The sequence below is a fragment of the Microbulbifer maximicatervae (SeqCode) genome (assembly GCF_052467955.1).
Map to the genome: position 1 here is coordinate 357,336 of NZ_CP174329.1, position 21,186 is coordinate 378,521.

Genomic DNA, 21,186 nt, shown 5'->3' on the forward strand with positions numbered 1-21,186 from the left:
AATTCTTACTTTTACGATTGTTGAGGAACTATGGCAGGCGAAGCTCAAACCGCGACGGGGTATATCCAACACCACCTGCAAAATATGACTTACGGCAAGCTGCCGGCCGGGTATACCCGCGCCGACGGTACTGTGCTGAATGAGTCTACTTGGACTATGGCGCATTCCTCCCAGGAAGCTGCGGATATGGGCTTTTGGGCCCTGCACGTAGATACTCTGGGTTGGTCTATCGGCCTTGGTCTGATTTTTTGCTTCCTGTTTGCCCGCGCAGCCAAGAAGGCCAGTGTGGACAAGCCCACAGGCTTCCAGAGCTTTGTGGAGCTGGTTACCGACTTTATCGACAAGCTGGTTAAGGAAACCTTCCCCCACCGCAACACTATGGTTGCCCCGATGGCTCTGACCATCTTTGTGTGGGTGTTCCTGATGAACCTGATGGACCTGGTACCTGTAGACTGGCTGCCGATGGCTGCCGCCAAGATCTCCGGTAACGATCACCTCTTCTTTAAAGTGGTTCCGACTACCGACCCGAACGCCACCCTGGGTATGGCCCTGGCGGTGTTTGCGCTGATGATTTTCTTCAGTATTCGCGAAAAAGGTGCCATCGGCTTCCTTAAAGAGCTGACTCTGCACCCTTTCCATACCGGCAAGTTGTTCTTTGACATCCTGCTGATCCCGGTGAACTTCCTGCTGGAAGCAGTATCCCTGATCGCCAAGCCGATCTCCCTGGGCCTGCGTCTGTTCGGAAACCTCTACGCCGGTGAAATGATCTTTATCCTGATCGCGATTGTCTTTGGCGTTGGCGTTCTCGGCTTTATTGGTGCGGGCCTCCTGCACATGGGCTGGGCGATCTTCCACGTACTGGTAATCGTGCTGCAGGCGTTCGTATTTATGGTATTGAGCACCGTGTACATGGCGATGGCACACCATCGCGACGATGAGCACGAGCACGATCAATAAGTTTTTAACCCTTTTTTCGACCTTTACAACAACTCTTTAACTTTGATTTGGAGAACACAATGGAAGCATTAGGTCTGGTTTACATCGCAAGTGCACTGCTGATCGGTCTGGGCGCCCTGGGCACCGCTATCGGTTTCGGTACTCTGGGTGGCAAGCTGCTGGAAGGTTCCGCTCGTCAGCCTGAACAGGCTCCGGCTCTGCAGGGCAAGATGTTCCTGATGGCTGGTCTGCTTGACGCGGTTCCGATGATCGGTGTTGGTATCGCTATGTACCTGATCTTCGCCGTAGCTCCTGGTCTGGTTTAATTACGCCGTTCCAATTGCCCTTAACCCTATTTAAAGAGCAAGAGGTGTCGGAGTGAATATCAACCTGACTCTAATCGGCCAGTCGATTACTTTCCTGTTTTTCGTCTGGTTTTGCTGGAAGTTTGTTTGGCCGCCGCTTTTGGGCGTGATGAAAGAGCGTGAGCAGAAGATCGCAGATGGTCTCGCTGACGCCGAACACGCACAGAAAGATCTGGAACTGGCCAAGCGCAAAGCTGCCGAGCAGTTGAAGGAAGCCAAAGATCAGGCTAACGAGATCATTGATGGTGCCAACAAGCGCGCCAACCAGATTCTCGATGAAGCCAAGCAAGCGGCTCAGTCTGAAGGCGATCGCCTGAAAACTGCGGCCAAAGCTGAGATCGACCAGGAAGTGAATCGCGCTAAAGAGCAACTGCGCAGCCGTGTGGCAGACCTGTCTGTCCTGGGTGCGGAGAAGATTCTCGCGGTCAATATCGACGCTAAGGCGCACGACGACCTGATCGATAAACTGGCAGCCGAGCTGTAAGCGAGGAACCCAATGGCGGAACTCAGCACACTGGCCCGGCCCTACGCTAAAGCTGCATTCTCTTATGCGCAGGAAGCCTCCCACTTAGGTGGTTGGAGCACTGCGCTGAGCACTGCGGCAGCGGTCAGCCAGAACGAAAAAGTGCGTGAGCTGCTGGATAATCCCCAGCTCACCAGTGAAGAGCGCGCAGATAAATTCCTGTCGATCTGTTCAGACGAACTCGGCGAGCACGGAAGGAACTTCATCCGGTTGCTGGCGGAAAACAACCGCCTGCAGCTGCTGCCGGAAATTTCCGAACTGTTCGAAGAGCTGAAAGCGCAAGCGGAAGCCACCCTCGAGGTGGAAGTTGTTTCCGCGCACGCCTTGAGCGATGCACAGGCGCAAGCACTGGGCCAAAAGCTCAGCGCGAAGTTTGAACGCGAAATACATCTGCACAGCTCGGTGGACGAGAGCCTGCTGGGCGGCGCGATCATCCGCGCCGGTGATACAGTCATCGACGGTACCGTACGCGGCCGTCTGGCCAAGCTCGCCGAGGCGATGAACTCCTAAATTACTCTCCCCGTTGGCGTCAGCCGGCGGGGACTTGAGGAACAGAGCATGCAGCAACTGAATCCCTCTGAGATCAGTGAAATCATCAAGAGCCGCATCGAAAATCTCGATGTGAGCACTGAAGCCCAAAATGAGGGCACCATTGTTTCCGTATCCGACGGCATCATCCGCATCCACGGCCTGGCCGATGTGATGTACGGCGAGATGATCGAGTTCGAAGGCGGCGTTTACGGTATGGCGCTGAACCTGGAGCGCGACTCCGTTGGTGCTGTAATCCTGGGCGACTACAAGGCGCTGGCTGAAGGCCAGAAGTGCCGTTGCACCGGCCGTATCCTGGAAACCCCCGTTGGCCCGGAACTGCTCGGCCGCGTTGTAGACGCGCTGGGTAACCCGATCGACGGCAAGGGCCCGCTGAACAACAAGCTGACCGACGCGGTAGAAAAAGTAGCGCCTGGCGTTATTGCCCGTCAGTCCGTTGACCAGCCTGTACAAACCGGTTTGAAAGCGGTTGATACCATGATCCCGATTGGCCGTGGCCAGCGTGAGCTGATCATCGGTGACCGTCAGATCGGTAAGACTGCTGTGGCGATCGACGCCATCATCAACCAGAAAGGTACCGGCGTTAAGTGTGTCTACGTTGCCGTGGGCCAGAAGCAGTCCTCTATTGCCAACGTAGTGCGCAAGCTCGAAGAGCACGGCGCTATGGATCACACCATCGTAGTAGCCGCTGGCGCCGCCGATCCGGCAGCGATGCAGTTCCTGGCTCCCTACGTCGGCTGTACCATGGGTGAGTACTTCCGCGACCGCGGCGAAGACGCCCTGATCGTATACGATGACCTGACCAAGCAGGCTTGGGCCTACCGTCAGATCTCCCTGTTGCTGAAGCGTCCGCCTGGACGTGAAGCCTACCCCGGTGACGTTTTCTACTTGCACTCCCGTCTGCTGGAGCGCGCCGCGCGTGTAAACGCCGACTACGTAGAGAAGTTCACCAACGGTGAAGTGAAAGGCAAGACCGGCTCTCTGACCGCCCTGCCGATCATCGAAACCCAGGCCGGTGACGTATCTGCGTTCGTACCGACCAACGTGATTTCCATTACCGACGGCCAGATCTTCCTCGAGACCGATCTGTTCAACTCCGGTATCCGCCCAGCGATCAACCCGGGTATCTCTGTATCCCGTGTAGGTGGTGCAGCGCAGACCAAGGTGATCAAGAAGCTGTCCGGTGGTATCCGTACCGCTCTGGCTCAGTACCGCGAACTGGCGGCATTCTCCCAGTTTGCCTCTGACCTGGACGAAGCTACCAAAGCCCAGCTGGATCACGGTGAGCGCGTAACCGAGCTGATGAAGCAGAAACAGTACTCTCCGCTGTCTATCGCGGACATGGCTGTTTCCGTTTACGCCGCCGACAAGGGTTACCTGAAAGAAGTAGAAGTTGCCAAGGTTCTCGATTTCGAAGCCGCCCTGCTCGCTTACATGAACAGCGAACACGCAGAGCTGATGGAGAAAGTGAACAGCACTGGTAACTACAACGACGAAATCGACGCAGCTTTCAAAGCCGCTATCGAGAAGTTCGTCGCTACTAGCAGCTGGTAAGAACTCCCTGGAGAGCGCGAGAGAGCGGCGTGTCCGCTCTTTCGGAATCTAACTTCCAGCGAACAAGGTAAATCACTATGGCAGGCGGAAAAGAAGTACGCACAAAAATTGCCAGCATCAAGAGTACGCAGAAAATTACTGCCGCAATGGAAATGGTTGCAGCCAGTAAGATGCGCAGGGCTCAGGATCGCATGGCACTGGGGCGTCCCTACGCCCAGCGCATACGCGCAGTGATCGGCCACGTCGCCAACGCTTCGGCCGAGTACCAGCATATTTACCTGCAAGAGCGCGAGGCCAAGCGGGTCGGTTTTATCCTGGTATCCACTGATCGCGGACTCTGTGGTGGCTTGAACGTCAATATGTTCAAAGCCGCTATTCGCGAGATGCAGGCGTGGTCCGAGCAGGGTGTCGACGTCGAAGTCTGCGCGGTAGGTAACAAGGCGGCCAGTTTCTTTAATGCCATCGGCAGCAAGGTTGTCGCAGCGGTACGCGATCTGGGCGATGCGCCCCAGGCCAACCAGCTGATTGGCTCAGTTAAGGTAATGCTGGACCGTTACGCAGAAGGCGATATCGATCGCCTGTTCCTGGTATCCAATGAGTTTATCAACACCATGTCCCAGAAGCCGCAGGTTGAGCAATTGCTGCCGCTGCCGAAGGACGAAGATGAAAAACTCATGCACGAGTGGGACTACCTCTACGAGCCGGATCCGGTTGAATTGCTGGATGGATTGCTGGCTCGCTACATCGAGTCCCAGGTATACCAGGCAGTAGTTGAAAACAAAGCCTGTGAACAGGCAGCGCGTATGATCGCGATGAAGAGCGCCACCGATAACGCCGGTGAGCTGATCGATCAGTTGCAGCTTGTCTACAACAAGGCGCGCCAGGCGGCCATTACCCAGGAACTGTCCGAAATTGTCGGCGGTGCGGCGGCGGTTTAATCCGCTGCCAGTAATGGTCAGCCTAGAAAGAATTTAAAGCTGAGGATCCGGAAATGAGTAACGGGCAAATTGTGCAAGTGATCGGAGCGGTCATCGACGTGGAATTCCCACGCGATTCTGTTCCGAATGTATACGACGCACTGGTGGTTGAGGACAAGAACCTCACCATGGAAGTGCAGCAGCAGTTGGGTGACGGCGTGGTACGCGCTATTGCCATGGGTTCATCCGAAGGTGTCAGCCGCGGTCTGTCCGTGCGCAATACCGGCGCTCCGGTTTCTGTACCGGTTGGCCTGGAAACCCTCGGTCGCATCATGGACGTGCTCGGCAACCCGATTGACGAGTGTGGCCCTATCGGTGAGAAAGAGCGCTCCTCTATCCACCGCGCTGCACCGACCTACGAAGAGCAGTCCAGCTCTACCGAACTGCTGGAAACCGGCATCAAGGTAATCGACCTGGTTTGCCCGTTCGCCAAGGGTGGTAAGGTTGGTCTGTTCGGTGGTGCCGGTGTAGGTAAAACCGTAAACATGATGGAACTGATCAACAACATCGCTACCGAGCACTCCGGTCTGTCCGTGTTCGCAGGTGTTGGTGAGCGTACCCGTGAAGGTAACGACTTCTACTACGAGATGGCTGAATCCGGCGTTGTTGACCTGGAAAACAAAGCCAACTCCAAAGTGGCGATGGTTTACGGCCAGATGAATGAGCCGCCCGGCAACCGTCTGCGCGTAGCCCTGACCGGCCTGACCATGGCGGAGAAATTCCGTGATGAAGGTAAAGACGTACTGTTGTTCGTCGACAACATCTACCGCTACACCCTGGCCGGTACCGAAGTATCCGCACTGCTGGGCCGTATGCCTTCTGCGGTAGGCTACCAGCCGACCCTGGCGGAAGAGATGGGCGTTCTGCAGGAGCGTATTACCTCCACCAAGACTGGCTCTATCACCTCTATCCAGGCGGTATACGTACCGGCGGATGACTTGACTGACCCGTCTCCGGCGACCACCTTCGCGCACTTGGACTCCACTGTAGTACTGAGCCGTGATATCGCCGCTAAAGGTATCTACCCGGCTGTTGACCCGCTGGACTCCACCTCTCGTCAGCTGGACCCACAAGTAATTGGTCAAGAGCACTACGAAGTGGCTCGCGGCGTACAGTCTGTACTGCAGCGCTACAAAGAGCTGAAGGACATCATCGCGATCCTGGGTATGGACGAGCTGTCTGAAGAAGACAAGCAGACCGTAGCCCGCGCCCGTAAGATCGAGCGTTTCCTGTCCCAGCCGTTCCACGTTGCGGAAATCTTCACCGGTGCACCAGGTAAATACGTTTCCCTGAAAGAAACCATTCGTGGCTTCCAGGGCATCCTGAATGGTGAATATGACCACATGCCGGAACAGGCCTTCTACATGGTGGGAACCATCGACGAAGCTGTGGAAAAAGCCAACAAAGCCAAGGGCTAATCGAGAGAGGCATATACTATGGCCATGACAGTACATTGTGACATTGTCAGCGCCGAGCAGTCTCTCTTCTCCGGGCTGGTAGAGATGGTGATTGTGAGTGGTATCGAAGGTGAGCTGGGTCTCTCCTACGGTCACGCTCAGTTGCTCACCGCTCTGAAAGCCGGTCCGGTGCGCATCATCAAGCCCGGTGGTGAAGAGGAAGTACTGTTCGTCAGCGGTGGCTACGCCGAGGTACAACCTAATATGGTGACTATCCTCGCCGATGTAGCCGAACGTGAGATCGATGAAGACGCCGCGCAGAAGGCCCGCGAAGAAGCGGAACACGCCCTGCACAAGGCGCCGTCCGAAGTCGACTACGCGCGCATCTCAGCCCAGCTGGCCGAAGCCGAAGCGCGTCTGCGTACCCTGCAGGCAATTCGCAAGGCGGCCGGTAAGTAAACAGTTCTTACCTACTCGTAAGGCCTGTTTTCAGGCGACAAAAAAGCAGCTTCGGCTGCTTTTTTTTTATCTATTTTTTCGAGTGACTCCTCTACGATAAAGAGCATTAATGTTGAAAACCTCTATTAGAAACTACTTATTAATAACCTTCCTGATGTACTTAATGGTTGGATGCGGAGGGGGTTCTTCTTCAGGCGGCAATGACTCTTCGATACCGAAAGAGGAAACCGGTAGTGAATACCCAAGCGCAAGTATTATCTTTCCCGCTAGCGACGGGCTATGGAGTGATAAAGAGCAGTTGGTTGTGCGTGGTAGCGCAAATGATAATGTTGGTGTTGCCAGGGTATCTGTAAATGGAATTGACGCAACATCGGATGATGATTTTGCAACCTGGCAGGCAGAAATAACGCTTGAGGAAGGCACTACGACTAGCATTAACATTGAGGTAACAGATATTAATGGGAATACCTCCCCAGCTGCTGCCTCAGTGAGTGTTAATAGCTATGACGGATTTAATAGCTACAGATTTTGCGGTCCGTTGGCATTTGATAGCGATAGAAATCTAGCGTACGCCTTTAACCCTACTAGGGTATTAAATCTGGAAAGCATGCAGGAAGATTATATTTCCTCAGAGTTCTCCGATGTGGTCGGAGCTGAATTTGACCACACTACGGGTAATTTCTTAATCATCCAAAATGATCAGTTAATTTCTATCGATCGTGAATTTAATAGCTTAAATATCATTTCCGAGTCAGGGGATGATTCACTGTCATTTGGGAGAAGACCACAAATTTCTATTGATATCAGTTCTGGTGATATCTATGTGCAAAATTATTTTCCGAGCTATTTAATAAAAGTAGACCCTATCACCGGGGACCGTGAAAAAATATCCTCTTTTAATTATGAAGACGGAAGTTCAGTAGGCTATTTCAATCAAGGTTTCGAAATTGTCGACGGACGATTTTTTGTTGTAAGTGAGGATGGATTACTGGAGTTAAATCCTGCTACTTGGCAGGCAACCGAATTATCAGGAGTGAGTGTAGGCTCGGGAGAGTCTCTACAAAACTTGACAGGCTTAACGATTGATTTGGAAGTCAACTTAGCTTATGCCAGTGATACCCACAGCAGATTGATTGAGATCGACCTAATTAGTGGTGATCGAAAGCTAGTGTCGTCAGAATTAGACATCGGTAATGAAAACCTGAATTTTGATGAAGCGAAAAATGGTATTATTGATACGGGTGAATCAATTCTAATTAGCGCATGCTCAACAGGGCATACTCTTTTGGTTAATAAGGAAAATGGAAGCCGAACACTAGTATCAAAAAGAATAAGAGGAAAAGGTCCCCTACTCTCGACAAATTCTGACCTAACATATGATGAGTACAATCAAAGACTTATTCTACTCAATCATAACTATGCAGAATCCCGATACTCTAAATATGAATATGATGATATTCACCAAGTAATAGCGATAGATCCACAAACTGGTGATCGGGAGATTATATCTGGTCCAAATAATGGAGAAGGGCTAGTCGAGGGTCACTTTCAAGATTTGGCAGTAGATAGTCGAAACGGAAATATCTACGTACAAGAAATAAATTCTCAAAGTATAATTAAAGTAGATCCAGAAACAGGGGAAAGATTGGTTATTTCTGGTCCTGGTGTCGGTATTGGAGAGAATTTTAATGGCCTTACAGGGCTATCTATAGATATTACTCGAGATAGAATACTCGCTATTTCTAGTAGCTCACTGATATCGATAGACTTACAGTCTGGCGATCGAACTGAAATCAATTCTTTCCCCGATATGGGGTTCTGGTATCCAAACCATATCTCAATAAATGCAGAATCTACAGAAATATACATTTCAGATATTCATGGGAAAGTTGTCGAGTTTAATCTGGAAAATGAAATAACAAAAATCATATCAAGTAATGAAATTGGCGCTGGAGAAAGTGTGCATGAATTAGGGGATTTGGCGTATAGCAGTGAAGGTAATCTAATATATGTAGAAGATTACAATCACACAGACAGCGATGATGAACCAGTTAACATGGAACTTTTGGCTATAGATAGAGAAACTGGAAATAGAACCCTGCTTTTAAGTGCCATACAACAAGAGTGGGAGGATATGCTGCTTACTCCAGCAGTAGATCAAGCTAAAAATGTTCTGTATATCTCTATGCCAAATCGAGGCGTTGCTGTTTTTGATGTTGAAACAAAACAGTATCTAATGATGTCACAATAATTTATTTAGCAGGTATAAGCTATATGAGCTAATACCTGCATATAAAGGACGATAAATACAATAACTGTCTCACTTGATAGTTAATTCACATATAAAATAGAAAGCTATATAGAGTACCTTGTTGCTACACTAACTAATGAAACTTTATGGATTCATATTAAAGATGTTTTCAACGATGAAGCACTTGGCATTTGGCGTATTGATTTTCACTTTTGTTGTTTTATATGCTCTTTCTAAAAATACACATGCTGAGGGTAGCCCCCCTACTTTGGGCGCTAACTTGAAGCAAACAGAACGCATTTTTTTGCATGGAAACATTGTGTCATCGACAGCTATAAATCCAGGTAATATTGTGCCAGAGCATCTAACGGATTTTGGATTTTTTCATTCCGGTTGGACAATAGATGAAATTGCTCAAGTTGCGTCATTCACCACTTTTGTAGACGTATATTACTATGACATAGATATAATGAAAGAAGCCAGAAGTCATGGATTAAAGCTTTGGATACAACTAGCACCTATATTTTTTGATGGTTATCCTACCTATAGGAAAAGAGAGGATTATCTTGAACGCTGGGAAAGAGCAAAGAGGCAGTTAGAGCCATTTAGCGATATTATAATGGCCTTTGACCCGCTAGATGAACCATTTTATCGCTCAAAATTAAGTAACATAACGCTTAAGCTCTATCTTGAAGAGATCGCTCAACTAGTTAAAGATAGTTTTCCAAAAGCAAAAAGAGCAATTACATTTATGAATGAAACGGTCAGAAGATCACGTTTTGAGGAAATGGTACCAAAAAAATATAATCTATTTGCTGTAAATTACTACGTAGGAGTAAGTTTTCAAAATAAGATAGTCGAAAAACTAATGACAAGAACATCACATTTAGATGCAAATTATTATCTTATCCCGAGAGCTTTTAAAACATCGAATAGAGCCTTCGGTAGCATTACAGAGCCACAATTAATTAGCCAGGCTAGGCAAGCTTATGACTTTGCGATAGGAAACCCCAAGGTAATTGCCATATACCCTTTTGTTTGGGAGAGTATGTTTGGCGATGGTGAAGAGTACTACCTTGGGGTTGATAACCTAAATCGAATACAAGAAGAATACCGAAAAATAGGTAATGCGATATCAAGCTCTAGATGAACTATTTTCTATTTCCCATTATATATGTGCTATGTATAGCCCTGTCATCACCGAGTACCTGAAGTGCAAATAATTTCTCTTCGAGGGTTCTAGCTGACTTCATTCTAAATTTCATTAAATCGGTTGATTTTAAATCAATTACGATAAAATCAGCTTCCTTACCCTTCTCAAAACTCCCGACTTTGTCATCAATATCTAATGCCTTGGCAGATCCCAACGTAGCAAGATAAAATGCTTTTAATGGAGAGAGGGTTTTCACTCCGGTGTTATTGCCGATGGATTTTTGTAGCTGAATTATCTTATAGGCCTCATCCATAGTCTCTAACATCGAGAAACTGGTGCCGGCTCCTACATCGGTTCCCAGGCCCACACTAACATTGATTTCTTCAGCTCTATTAAGCGGAAATAATCCGCTCCCTAGAAACAGATTAGATGTTGGGCAAAAAGCTATAGCGCTACCTACTGAAGCCATACTTTCCATCTCTTGGTCATCCAGATAAATACCATGAGCAAACACTGAGTGGTCCCGATTTAATCCATATATGTTATAAACATCAAGATAACTGTTTGCTTCTGGGAACAATGATTTTACCCAATTAATTTCATCCTTATTTTCGGAAACATGGGTATGCATATACACATCGGGATATTCATCTAGTAACTTAGCTGCCTGCTTAAGCTGTTCAGGAGTACTTGTCGGGGCAAATCTTGGAGTAATGGCATAGCTCAATCGATCCTTATTATGCCAACGTTCGATTAGCTTCTTGCTATCGGAATAGGCACTTTCGGGCGTATCTTGCAGGTATTCAGGAGCATTGCGATCCATCAGTACCTTGCCTGCAATTAGTCGCATGTTCTCCCGTTGAGCAACTTCAAAGAGAGCATCTACAGACTCTGGGTGAACGGTACCAAATACAAGTGCTGATGTTGTGCCATTCTTTAGCAACTGACTAATAAAGAACTCTGCAACTTCCTTCGCGTGTTCTTTGTCGGAAAATTTACTTTCAGTTGGAAAGGTGTATTCTTTAAGCCACTCTAATAATTGCTCGCCATGAGCCGCAATCATTCCCGTCTGTGGATAGTGAATATGAGAATCGATAAAGCCGGGAAGTATTAACTTGCCGCGATAATCTACAATCTCTGCGCCTCTTTGTTTTTTCGAAATTTCTTCTTCAGAAATTATCTCGGCAATTATTCCATCTTTGACAATTAATCCACCATTTTCAATATATTCATAAGCTTTACTAGTCTTCGCCGGGTCGGCTGTAAAATGAAGTATGTCACCTTGAAATATAGTTGTCTCTGCATAAACAAAGTTGCTAGAAGCTGAGAGTAATAAAAATAATTTAACTATGTTGGACTTTATACTGCTGCTTAGGGATAAAGTTTCGACCACCATTTCACTCCGTTAAAACAATAAGCAAACCTATATATTTAGCATTTGAAAGATAATGTGACAAATTTATTTCGGTACTCTCTAGAAGAACTGGAATACAAAACAACAAATTAACTTATATATTGAGTAATAACCTGCTTGAAAATACAAAAATTTGATTTGTATATTTTGTATTTGGAAAAAACTTAAGTAATTACATCTAAACTTGTACTTAAATCCAGATTGAAGGCTCTCAATCCATGTTTAAACACCCAGATCACGTAACAGTAGTTGTTACGAAATTAGAGGAAAGTGTCAGTTTTTTTGAATTGCTGGGTTTTGAGCTTCTACTCAAAAATTATCTAACTGGCGAGAAAGCGTCACGGTATCTCCAGGTGGATAATGTAGAAGCAGATCACTTTACGATGGTACTAAAGCAGTCATCTCCGAAATTTGAGATACAGCTACTTCACTACCGAAATCCAGTGGTTAAAACTAATCCATCACTAATTGACTTGGCAAGGCCCGGTTATAACCATCTGTGTTTAAAGGTAGATAATTTGAATGAAGCTTTAGAGTATTTATCGAAGCAAGGAATTAGTACAAGAAGCGGAATATTGGAGTATCAAGATAAAAAATTAGCTTTTCTCTTGGGGCCTGAGAATATAACTGTTGAATTAGCCGAGTGAATTATCCAAGTAAATAGATAGTACTTTTACTTAACAACTTGACATGTAAATCTCTCGAAGAAATGATACTTGCCTAGCTAAAATTTATGTCTCCACATAATTTCGAGATATTGACATGGCAAATGAAATCATCTTTTATACGAATCCTCAGTCGAGAGGCTGTATTGTTCGATGGATGTTAGAGGAGATATCAGTACCCTATCAAACCAAAGTACTTGAATATGGCGAAGACATGAAATCGCAAGAGTATCTTGCTTTGAATCCCATGGGGAAAGTTCCAACACTAGTGCACGACAACAAAATAATAACTGAAGCAGCAGCAATATGTGTCTACTTGGCAGATGTATTTTCCGATTCAGGTTTGTCTCCGATAAATAACGAAGAGCGTGCCAATTATTACCGATGGATGTTTTATTCGGCTGGACCTCTGGAGTCCGCCATTGTGAATAAATATATCTTTGATGAAGATGTGGCTAAAGATAAACAGCAAATGTTGGGTTACGGTAATTATAAATTGGCACTAGATACGCTTTCTAGTGCAATTAAATCAAACCCGTATATTGTTGGAGAACGTTTTACAGCAGCAGATGTATATATTGGTGCACAGCTGGGGTGGGGGTTACAGTTTGGAACTATAGATAAGCGTGAAGAGTATCAGGAGTATGTAACTCGTTTATCTCAGCGTAAAGCATTTCAACGAGCTCATGAACTTGATGCAGCTTTGGAAAAAGACATGAATATAAGTCCCGCTTAAATTTAAGTATAGTTTGAACTAAAAGGTCAGAAATTATACTTCTGACCTTTCTAATTTATCCCAAATACTAGTTTTCAACTAAAAATTCCGCTTTTTATTTGCCGAACAGCTCTGTTGAATCGAAAACGATCATTTCTGTCTATAGAAGTATTTTCATCCATCATATGCTCATAATCACTTTCAACTACTTTGAGATAATCTAGTGCTTCATCTTTATCCCCCTTCATTGCAATAAGATATGAGCGAGACAAGCACATTCTCAATTTATGAGCATCTGTTAGATGTTCTTTAGGATGATTATCGTGGAGCTTCAAGCATTCCTCTAGGCTAGCTTCGGTGAATGGGTCGTATTCAGCTACTTCCTTAGGAATTGGTTTTTTACACTTATAGATTGAACTTGAGAATACTTGCCCATACCAGTCGAAATAATCTTCAAGATATCCCATGGTTACTTTAATCCATGGTAAACGATCAAAGAAAAAATCTTGATTAATGAAAAATGATTCGCCCTCAATAAGCTTTGGCATAAACTCTGCTGAAACATGTTTATTTAGGTCCTGAGTTTTACATACATCAATAAAACAAATTTCAATTGGATTATCAGGCCAGGAAAACTCATTAAAATCACCGATATTTAGTTCAATCAATGATTGAAATGGAGAAATACTATTTTCTAGTATTGGAACAAAAGATTCACCAAACTTATAGGTTAGTGAGTCACACTCCCAAACACGATCCGAACCATTTGCAGGTTTAGGTAGAAAACCCAATTCATAACTACTAATAGGTTTACTATCCAATATATTTGAGTTTCTGTTGTTTGAAAAATCTGAGTTACTCATCAACCCATGTGCGAGAGAAACCACAGATGCTCCCATAAAGCTTCCGGCATCAACAATATACCCTTTTTGCTGAAAGTTTTTTGACGCCAATGAATAGAGTAATTTACGTTCCGCAATCGAAACCATCCCTGGTGTCTCAAATACGCTCTGGGGGACTTCAGTTTTAGAGAATGAAATTTCTGGGTGTACATAACAACCCCTTGCAATTTCCGCATCATCAATTTCGTACATTATTTTGCTCCGGAAATAATTGATTACTTAGCGTAAGCTACACAAAAAACAACATTTGTCTTCATTTCATCCAGTGTAATATCAGGAATTTCTTCTCTTACCCTGGTCTCTATTTCCGGAGTTAAACGCTCTAAAACATTACTATGGGAAGGCTGTAGTTCCCAGGTTTCGATATTAAAATACTTACGTGTTAATGCGCGTAATTCATCGATTCGAATGCGATTTAGATGTGTGTGTAAATAGTGGTCATGTGGCAAATGGCGGACAATATTAATATGGTTCCAATCACAAAACTTAAGATGATCTGGATTCCCTTCATCCAAAACTGATGGATTATGAGGAGGCATATGGTGCCCACTCCAGCCATAAAAGTTGTGATGCAGAAATATAATTTTCCCTCCTTTGGTTAACAGCCCCGCAATATCCTCGAATACACCCTCAATTTCCAATAGGTGCTCAGTGACATTGTGAAGGCAAACCGTATCAAAGGTCTTTATACCGACGAGATCGCGGGTAGAGCACTGGCGTAGATCAATATCCGGGATCAAATCCATGATGTCCTGGCCGGACATTGGAGCGTTAACCCACTTTCTTATCCTTTTATTGCGAACCCTCCTGGAGTCTAAAGACATTGCTGGGTCTACACCGGTATAACTGTTTGCTCCAGCACAGAGGTAGCCCATGGCATAGCCGCCAAAACCACAACCGACATCTAAAACATTGCACCCTTGTACATATTTATGTAATTTTCTTGGCCATGAGCAGTAGCCGAGTTCAACGGCACTAGTGATGAGATCCGAATCAAAATTCTTCAGTGCGTGGCGTATATTAGTGCAGTTGTGGAAAAATGCGATTTTAGCCTGTAATTCATGATTGTCCCAATCTTCTAAAGGTTCTATTTTCTTCAGTTGTTTTGCTGCCTTTGAGCGGGAAAGTTTTGAAAATGCAGGGTGAGAACGGGAAGTGTCTAAAATTTCAATCGCTTCCCTGGCGTTATTTTCGATTCGTATCAGTTTGACTTGGTCAAAGACTTTCAGAGCTCGTTTATGTTCTGGGTTGCACTTGATTGCTATTTTTATATCTTTTTCAGCTTGATCTATGTCTCCTTTAGCTATATTTAGCATAGCGGAGATTATTCTCATGCCTACATGGTGTGGATGTCTTGAGATGAAGGTCAGCGCATACTTATCACAATTTAGAATCGAACCATTTTTTGATTCGGCATAGCACAGAAAATAAGTAGCCGGATGAAAAGGGTTGAGATCGGCAATTGGACGCAATAACTCTCTCGCCAGGTCTATTTCTCCAGCTAATGCAGCTTGCTTCCCTTGTTCAAAGTTATCCAGCTGATTGATTTCTAAAGTAGACATTTAATTTTCCAAGTAATGGTAACCAGGTTTTTTGGCGTGGATATTGACTTGCATGCTGCAAATAGGTGCAGTTGCGCTCGATTTAAATCAAATATAATAAGATTGCTTATTATTGAGTACATGCTCGCAGCTAGCACTGATTTTCTTAAGCTATGAAAATATTCATAAATGTGAAAGTTGGAGCTGTCAAATAATAAATTTATTTTCTCTGAGAAAACTATTCAAGGTGCAATCTATAAAAGTTGGCGCGGATGCTAACTCGTATAATCGGTAAAGCTGGAAAGCCTGTGTTATAAATTGGATTTTGTAAGATTCACGTTATCCAATTAAGCAGCAGACGATAACACCTCAATCCTGAATAAATTGATCTGCCAACGGCCTGGTTGGCAAAACTTGTGGAGGTGGCTCTTTGAAACTGATAATAGTCGGTGGCGATGGCTTTTGTGGATGGCCAACCTCATTACATCTGAGTAATTTAGGTCATGAAATTATTATTATTGACAATTTTTCTAGAAGAAAAATTGATAGTGAGCTCAATGTAGAATCATTGACACCGATTCGAGAACTGAAAGAGCGTATTGATACCTGGTTTGAATTAACGGGAAAGGCTATTCGCTTTGTCGAGTTGGATGTTTCCCAGAAATTTAACGATCTTGTAAATCTCCTAGAGGAGGAAAAGCCAGATAGTATAGTTCATTTTGGTGAGCAGCGCGCTGCGCCCTATTCGATGAAAAGCAGCGCTACTAAAAATTATACGATCGCTAATAATATTTGTGGTACTCATAATATTCTCAATGCGATTGTAGAGACGCAGCTTGATATTCACTTGGTTCACCTCGGTACAATGGGAGTGTATGGTTACGGCCATGAGGAGCCCATACCAATACCTGAAGGTTACTTGGATGTAAAAATAGAGACAGTTGATAATCGTCAAATTTCAGACTCCATCGTTTACCCGCCTAATCCCGGCTCCATTTACCATATGACCAAGACGATGGATTCGCAGATGTTCCAGTATTATGCGAAAAATGACAGGCTTCGTATTACCGATCTTCACCAGGGGATTGTTTGGGGAACGCAGACTGAACTCTCTAGTCTGGATGAGCGTCTGATAAATCGTTTTGATTATGACGGGGACTACGGCACAGTCCTAAATAGATTTCTAATGCAAGCGACTGTCGGTTTCCCACTGACTGTTCATGGCACAGGTGGTCAAACTCGTGCATTTATCCATATCTCTGATACTTGCAAATGTATTGAGCGGGCACTTTTACATCCACCGGAACTCGGTGAACGGCCACTGATTCTCAATCAGATGGCGGAAACGCAAACACTTTCCGATCTTGCACAATTAGTTCAATCACTGACAGACTGTGAAATAAGTTATCTGCCAAACCCTAGGAAGGAGGCAGAGAGAAATGATCTCAATGTAAAAAATGATTTACTTCGTTCATTTGGATGGCAGCCTATTCTTATTAAAGATAGCCTTCTGCAAGAAATTACAGATATAACAATGCAATATCAAGATCGGGCTGATCATACAAAAATACCTTGCGTTTCCTATTGGACACAAGGTAATAAACTAGCCGATATTTCCTATCGGGAAAAAACTAGTGAAGTTACAGAAACCATTTCTTAGTGGGTAGCTTTAGCTATGTCTACGCGAATCCTTATTACTGGTGGATGTGGATTTATAGGTTCAAATTTAGTCAAATATCTCAATGCTTTGAGTTTATATGACGAAATTTTAGTTTTAGATAATGAGGTCACTGGCACTACTGCAGCATTAGCCGGAATACCTCATCAATTTATCAGAGGAGATGTTAGAAATCAGCGGGATGTAGATGAGGCAGTAAAGCATGCTGATGCTGTTATACACTTAGCTGCAGATACACGTGTAATTAATTCAATAAATAATCCAGTCTATAACTTTGAAGTAAATGTACAAGGGACAGTCAATCTTCTGGAAGCGATGCGAAGGTATGAGGTTAAACATCTCATTAATGCTTCTACAGGTGGGGCGATCATTGGAGAAGCTGATCCACCAGTACACGAATTAATGCCAGTGAATCCCGCATCGGCTTATGGTGCGTCTAAGGCTGCAGCAGAGGCCTACTGTTCTGCATATTCTCAAAGTTATGGATTATCAATAACTTCTTTACGATTCTCTAATGTTTATGGTCCGCTTTCCTTTCACAAAGGAAGTGTGATAGCAGCCTTTATTAAAAATATTCTGGAAGGACAGGTCTGTGATGTCTACGGAGATGGCTATCAGACTAGAGACTTTATTTTTGTAGGCGATCTCTGCCAGGGAATAATTAGGGCTCTGGAAAAGAGAGAAAATGGGGTATTTCAGCTGGGTAGCGGCCAGCCGACGTCAATTAACGAAGTAATTAGTTTACTAAGGGATGTCTCGGGCTGCCATGAAGATCTTGAAATAGCTAACCACCCTTTCAGGGCAGGTGAAGTGCGCCATAACTATACGGATATTACTAAAGCAAAACAGTACTTGGGCTTTAGGCCGGAGGTATCATTAAGAGACGGTATTCAAATTACATGGGATTACTTTGTCAATAAGGAGGATGTTCTGAAGCCTAGCCTCTCGCAGAGGGCCCTACAGAATGCAGATTGACAAATTTTCAGTAGAATCATTCCCTGATTTAAATACTTATGCAGGTTTTGAGTCGGACCAGAAGCTCAGAGTTTGTATAGCCACAGAAGAAATCCTAGGTCCGGTGAGAAATGGAGGGATTGCTTCAACCTACTATCACCTAGCGAAAGGACTGGCAGCACATGGGCACGAAGTACATGTGCTCTACTTAAAAGGCGAAACAGTTGAGAATGAAACACCTGAGTATTGGGTTGAGGAATATTCCAATTTTGGTGTTTCACTGCACTACTTGGTGCACACGGATGAAACAATAATCGGCCCCTCACAGAGTTGGCAGCGACGATATAGTGCGGCATACCGCTGGTTAATTGAACAGAGACGTTTTGATGTTATCCACACTTCCGAATGGCGAGGTGGATTAATTTATGCGTTAATGGTTAAGAAGTTGGGTTTGGCGTTTAAAGATACTTTATTTATTGTAAAGACATCGTCCCCGCACCTCTGGAATCGCCATTATCAAATGCAGCCATTGGTAAAAAGGGAGCTGTTACCAGCGAGTTTTGCTGAGCAGAAATGTGTTGAATTTGCCGATATGGTAATTGGTGGTAGCGCACATCTACTTTGCTTTATGCGCTATGTCGGCTATAAGCTGCCAACATCAACTTATGTTCAGCCAAATATTCTCGATTTTTCTGAAGTTCCCGTTGATGATAAACGCATTAATCGACAGCCTGGTGATGTAGTTCGCACTAACGAATTGACCTTCTTTGGTCGTTTGGAAATGCGGAAGGGATTGGAGCTCTTTTGTACCGCTCTGGATTTACTTGAGCGGACGGGGACTTGTCCTACCAGAGTTAATTTCCTAGGTAAATATGGTGAAGCCTTACCTAATCAAAACAATGAGAAGGTTGCGGACTATATTGAGCGAAAAGCATCTACTTGGAGTTTTGAAGTCAATTGCATCACAGATTATAACCAGCCGGAAGCTCTCTCTTTTTTATGTTCCAGGGATATGATAGCGGTAATGCCCTCCCTGATTGAAAACTCCACCATGGCAGTATATGAAACACTAGAGAATAATATTCCTTTTATTGCAACGCGAGTAGGGGGAACTCCAGAACTTATCGCAAAAGAAGACCATGAAAGTTGTCTTATCGCACCCTACGCATTTGAGCTTGCGAAAAGGCTAGAAGAGGTACTGAAGAATGGGCATAGGATTGCGCATTCCAGTTTTGATAACAATTATAACCTTCAAGTTTGGTATGGTTTTCATGCCTACTTAGCAGATCTTTTTAAGCAGTATAGTGGCGCTGAAGCGATCACCAAGATTACAGGCTTGCCCACCTTAACAGCTTCTAATGAGATGGAGCTACCGACCCTAGAAGTGGTTGTTCTATTGCGGGATACTGAGAGTGTTATGGAGTTTTCTGAGGCACTTTTAGTTGATAGACCCGACTCTATCAAGTTTTTATTAATTGATCCCTATCTTGAAAATATTGCTGAGAGAGCTTCTAACTTTCTATTGGAAGCCGGTCTCAATTGTAGTTTGGTGGATTTCATTGGATTTCCAGCAGGGATTGCACTGGCAAAAAGTCTTTCTGAAAGTACTCTAGATGCTTGCATTCTCTGTGATGGTACATCCTCTCGGTTAGGTGGAAAATTTTGTGGTGAGTTACGCAAAACTCTTCAAATAAATCATGAATTCATAATCACTAGCTTTTTATCTCTACCTGAAAACAAGGTGGTAATGCCGATAGGTGGAGATATCGTCTCTGAGATCAGCTTTGGAAATGCAATAGGCACAAATATTATTTGTATCCCAAAACTGGTATCAAGCAAGGTGGGGTCAATACTCCCTTATGATATTCGCTACGGTTTGGTACAAGAATATATTTTAAGGGCGAACAAAGAATTTGGGTTTGAATTGATGGTTATTCCTGAGTGCCATCTTCGTAGTGATTACTATTTAGAGGAATTGGAAGAATCTCGAAATAACGCTAACTCTGTCTACCTTCGCTCAATGTCGTTGATTGAAAATGATAATATTGCCTATCGTAAACTAGCCCTTCTTCCTTCAGCTCAGCCTATTGGAGCTAAATTAAGACCAGCACTTTATCGGGATAAGAATCGTTTGGATGAGGAACCTGTGTGGCTTTTACATGCCGACCGGCCTCGTAAAATGAAAAATCGTAATCCGAGGGTAGTTGTTGGTTTGGACGAGAGAAATTCCCATTTGCTCTGTGTAGCCAAAGGTCCGGGAAATAGGCAATTAATTGTTAATGGCGAGCCCCAATCAATTTCTTTGGAGCTACAAGATAATGAACTTACTTTACATAGATTCCCAATTCCAGATAAATGGGAAGAAGGTGAAAAATTTAATATTAAGTTTCTGTTAGAAGATCAAGAAATGACTTACACCCGTTTTATACGGGTTATAAAACTATCTAAAAATGTATTTGCAGCTATCTCTGGAAGTCCAATACTTAATGAGGTAGCTGTTGAGGAGATATTTAACCAAAAATATACCTGGAGTTTCTTCTCTAAAACAGAAAATAACACACCTGAAAACAATCAAGGGATAGATACCGAAGATACCACTTTATATGGGCAAGATCACGCAGAGGTAGGAGAGTTTGTAGACAAGGATTATACAGTAGAAGGTAAGGATGAGCCTGAACATGATATTGCAAAAATTATCCATGAGCAGGGAAAAATCAATGAAACTGAATTTAAACCCAAGTTTAGTTTTCAGGCTGTGATTCAAAAATCAGGTACTACCTTGCAACGTATATTTAAGGGATATACTGGCTCACCTATTAAGGGGTCAATTCCACCACGAGAGCTTTTTGCACTCGATCCACGGGTTCTTGAGGGATGGGCATGGGATAGAAGCAATATAGCTAAAAATTTAGTGATTGTCTTAGAGGTAAACGGAAACATTGTAGCTGAAGCCACGGCGAATCGTTATGTGGAACGTTTCGGTACTCGAAACCCGAAACTAGCTTGGTATGGATTCCGGTTCTCATTAACACCTGAAATAAAGCAGGAAAACTCAGAGATTACCGTACGTGTTAAGGAAAATGGACTTGTCTTACGAAATGGTCGATTGCGTTATCTTAAACAAATGCTAGTTGCGATCTAAGGTGGCTTGAA

General features: G+C 44.5%; 18 protein-coding genes. 15 read left to right on the plus strand and 3 right to left on the minus strand.

All coding sequences use genetic code 11. From position 1 onward, the window contains the following. Positions 1 to 30 precede the first annotated feature (30 nt). From atpB to ACJJI5_RS01540, 10 genes are all read left to right on the plus strand, one after another. On the plus strand, positions 31 to 957 hold the full coding sequence (gene atpB / locus ACJJI5_RS01495) for a F0F1 ATP synthase subunit A (RefSeq protein ID WP_282930570.1): 927 nt from the start codon (positions 31 to 33) through the stop codon (positions 955 to 957). 59 nt (positions 958 to 1,016) lie between these two features. Continuing rightward, positions 1,017 to 1,262 carry a F0F1 ATP synthase subunit C gene (gene atpE, locus ACJJI5_RS01500; protein ID WP_020413895.1) on the plus strand — a complete coding sequence of 82 codons (246 nt, stop codon included), beginning with the start codon at positions 1,017 to 1,019 and terminating at the stop codon, positions 1,260 to 1,262. A 52-nt stretch (positions 1,263 to 1,314) separates the two neighbouring features. Continuing rightward, positions 1,315 to 1,785, plus strand: a complete 471-nt coding sequence (locus tag ACJJI5_RS01505) for a F0F1 ATP synthase subunit B (protein ID WP_282930571.1) — start codon at positions 1,315 to 1,317, stop codon at positions 1,783 to 1,785. Between the two features lie 12 nt (positions 1,786 to 1,797). Continuing rightward, the gene (locus ACJJI5_RS01510) at positions 1,798 to 2,334 is read left to right on the plus strand and encodes a F0F1 ATP synthase subunit delta (RefSeq protein ID WP_108735091.1); all 537 of its coding nucleotides are present in this window, start codon (positions 1,798 to 1,800) and stop codon (positions 2,332 to 2,334) included. Positions 2,335 to 2,382: 48 nt separating this feature from the next. Further along, entirely contained in the window at positions 2,383 to 3,927 is a 1,545-nt protein-coding gene (atpA, locus tag ACJJI5_RS01515; RefSeq protein ID WP_108735090.1) for a F0F1 ATP synthase subunit alpha, read from the plus strand. A gap of 77 nt (positions 3,928 to 4,004) precedes the next feature. Then, the gene (atpG, locus tag ACJJI5_RS01520; protein ID WP_444895613.1) at positions 4,005 to 4,865 is read left to right on the plus strand and encodes a F0F1 ATP synthase subunit gamma; all 861 of its coding nucleotides are present in this window, start codon (positions 4,005 to 4,007) and stop codon (positions 4,863 to 4,865) included. A gap of 53 nt (positions 4,866 to 4,918) precedes the next feature. Beyond that, entirely contained in the window at positions 4,919 to 6,322 is a 1,404-nt protein-coding gene (gene atpD, locus ACJJI5_RS01525; protein ID WP_282930574.1) for a F0F1 ATP synthase subunit beta, read from the plus strand. An 18-nt stretch (positions 6,323 to 6,340) separates the two neighbouring features. Then, positions 6,341 to 6,760, plus strand: a complete 420-nt coding sequence (locus tag ACJJI5_RS01530) for a F0F1 ATP synthase subunit epsilon (protein WP_108735087.1) — start codon at positions 6,341 to 6,343, stop codon at positions 6,758 to 6,760. A 109-nt stretch (positions 6,761 to 6,869) separates the two neighbouring features. Then, complete coding sequence (locus tag ACJJI5_RS01535; RefSeq protein WP_445355352.1) at positions 6,870 to 9,011, plus strand: NHL repeat-containing protein; 2,142 nt, start codon at positions 6,870 to 6,872, stop codon at positions 9,009 to 9,011. A 175-nt stretch (positions 9,012 to 9,186) separates the two neighbouring features. After that, positions 9,187 to 10,161, plus strand: coding sequence for a hypothetical protein (locus ACJJI5_RS01540; protein WP_445355353.1), 975 nt, complete (start codon positions 9,187 to 9,189; stop codon positions 10,159 to 10,161). Between the two features lies 1 nt (position 10,162). Here the strand turns inward: ACJJI5_RS01540 and guaD are convergent, their stop codons facing one another. Beyond that, positions 10,163 to 11,560 carry a guanine deaminase gene (guaD, locus tag ACJJI5_RS01545; protein ID WP_445355354.1) on the minus strand — a complete coding sequence of 466 codons (1,398 nt, stop codon included), beginning with the start codon at positions 11,558 to 11,560 and terminating at the stop codon, positions 10,163 to 10,165. Positions 11,561 to 11,796: 236 nt separating this feature from the next. On the opposite strand from guaD, the gene ACJJI5_RS01550 reads away from it, so the two are divergent. Further along, the gene (locus ACJJI5_RS01550; protein WP_444895617.1) at positions 11,797 to 12,225 is read left to right on the plus strand and encodes a VOC family protein; all 429 of its coding nucleotides are present in this window, start codon (positions 11,797 to 11,799) and stop codon (positions 12,223 to 12,225) included. 115 nt (positions 12,226 to 12,340) lie between these two features. After that, positions 12,341 to 12,979, plus strand: coding sequence for a glutathione S-transferase family protein (locus tag ACJJI5_RS01555; protein WP_444895618.1), 639 nt, complete (start codon positions 12,341 to 12,343; stop codon positions 12,977 to 12,979). A 74-nt stretch (positions 12,980 to 13,053) separates the two neighbouring features. Here the strand turns inward: ACJJI5_RS01555 and ACJJI5_RS01560 are convergent, their stop codons facing one another. Both ACJJI5_RS01560 and ACJJI5_RS01565 read right to left on the minus strand, forming a co-directional pair. Then, complete coding sequence (locus ACJJI5_RS01560) at positions 13,054 to 14,052, minus strand: hypothetical protein (RefSeq protein ID WP_413663867.1); 999 nt, start codon at positions 14,050 to 14,052, stop codon at positions 13,054 to 13,056. A gap of 23 nt (positions 14,053 to 14,075) precedes the next feature. Continuing rightward, the gene (locus ACJJI5_RS01565) at positions 14,076 to 15,422 is read right to left on the minus strand and encodes a methyltransferase (protein ID WP_413663866.1); all 1,347 of its coding nucleotides are present in this window, start codon (positions 15,420 to 15,422) and stop codon (positions 14,076 to 14,078) included. A gap of 409 nt (positions 15,423 to 15,831) precedes the next feature. Between ACJJI5_RS01565 and ACJJI5_RS01570 the strand changes: the two genes are divergently transcribed. The 3 genes from ACJJI5_RS01570 to ACJJI5_RS01580 are packed head-to-tail and all read left to right on the plus strand — an operon-like array spanning position 15,832 to position 21,175. Then, positions 15,832 to 17,061: an NAD-dependent epimerase/dehydratase family protein gene (locus ACJJI5_RS01570; RefSeq protein WP_444906811.1), complete on the plus strand. Its 1,230-nt coding sequence runs from the start codon at positions 15,832 to 15,834 to the stop codon at positions 17,059 to 17,061. 15 nt (positions 17,062 to 17,076) lie between these two features. Beyond that, a complete protein-coding gene (locus ACJJI5_RS01575) occupies positions 17,077 to 18,054 on the plus strand; it encodes an NAD-dependent epimerase/dehydratase family protein (RefSeq protein ID WP_445355355.1) in 978 nt (325 codons plus the stop codon). Continuing rightward, positions 18,044 to 21,175, plus strand: coding sequence for a glycosyltransferase family 4 protein (locus ACJJI5_RS01580; protein WP_445355356.1), 3,132 nt, complete (start codon positions 18,044 to 18,046; stop codon positions 21,173 to 21,175). The genes ACJJI5_RS01575 and ACJJI5_RS01580 overlap by 11 nt, the downstream gene beginning before the upstream one ends. The last annotated feature ends 11 nt before the right edge of the window (positions 21,176 to 21,186 follow it).

Excerpts from the sequence above, each read along its gene's own strand:
- ACJJI5_RS01510 (WP_108735091.1), top strand. The coding sequence starts at position 1,798 with ATGGCGGAACTCAGCACACTGGCCCGGCCCTACGCTAAAGCTGCATTC.
- atpA (WP_108735090.1), top strand. The coding sequence starts at position 2,383 with ATGCAGCAACTGAATCCCTCTGAGATCAGTGAAATCATCAAGAGCCGC.
- atpG (WP_444895613.1), top strand. The coding sequence starts at position 4,005 with ATGGCAGGCGGAAAAGAAGTACGCACAAAAATTGCCAGCATCAAGAGT.
- ACJJI5_RS01555 (WP_444895618.1), top strand. The coding sequence starts at position 12,341 with ATGGCAAATGAAATCATCTTTTATACGAATCCTCAGTCGAGAGGCTGT.
- ACJJI5_RS01565 (WP_413663866.1), bottom strand. The coding sequence starts at position 15,422 with ATGTCTACTTTAGAAATCAATCAGCTGGATAACTTTGAACAAGGGAAG.
- atpD (WP_282930574.1), top strand. The coding sequence starts at position 4,919 with ATGAGTAACGGGCAAATTGTGCAAGTGATCGGAGCGGTCATCGACGTG.
- guaD (WP_445355354.1), bottom strand. The coding sequence starts at position 11,560 with ATGGTGGTCGAAACTTTATCCCTAAGCAGCAGTATAAAGTCCAACATA.
- ACJJI5_RS01550 (WP_444895617.1), top strand. The coding sequence starts at position 11,797 with ATGTTTAAACACCCAGATCACGTAACAGTAGTTGTTACGAAATTAGAG.
- atpB (WP_282930570.1), top strand. The coding sequence starts at position 31 with ATGGCAGGCGAAGCTCAAACCGCGACGGGGTATATCCAACACCACCTG.
- ACJJI5_RS01560 (WP_413663867.1), bottom strand. The coding sequence starts at position 14,052 with ATGTACGAAATTGATGATGCGGAAATTGCAAGGGGTTGTTATGTACAC.
- ACJJI5_RS01540 (WP_445355353.1), top strand. The coding sequence starts at position 9,187 with ATGAAGCACTTGGCATTTGGCGTATTGATTTTCACTTTTGTTGTTTTA.
- ACJJI5_RS01580 (WP_445355356.1), top strand. The coding sequence starts at position 18,044 with ATGCAGATTGACAAATTTTCAGTAGAATCATTCCCTGATTTAAATACT.
- ACJJI5_RS01530 (WP_108735087.1), top strand. The coding sequence starts at position 6,341 with ATGGCCATGACAGTACATTGTGACATTGTCAGCGCCGAGCAGTCTCTC.
- ACJJI5_RS01535 (WP_445355352.1), top strand. The coding sequence starts at position 6,870 with ATGTTGAAAACCTCTATTAGAAACTACTTATTAATAACCTTCCTGATG.
- ACJJI5_RS01575 (WP_445355355.1), top strand. The coding sequence starts at position 17,077 with ATGTCTACGCGAATCCTTATTACTGGTGGATGTGGATTTATAGGTTCA.
- atpE (WP_020413895.1), top strand. The coding sequence starts at position 1,017 with ATGGAAGCATTAGGTCTGGTTTACATCGCAAGTGCACTGCTGATCGGT.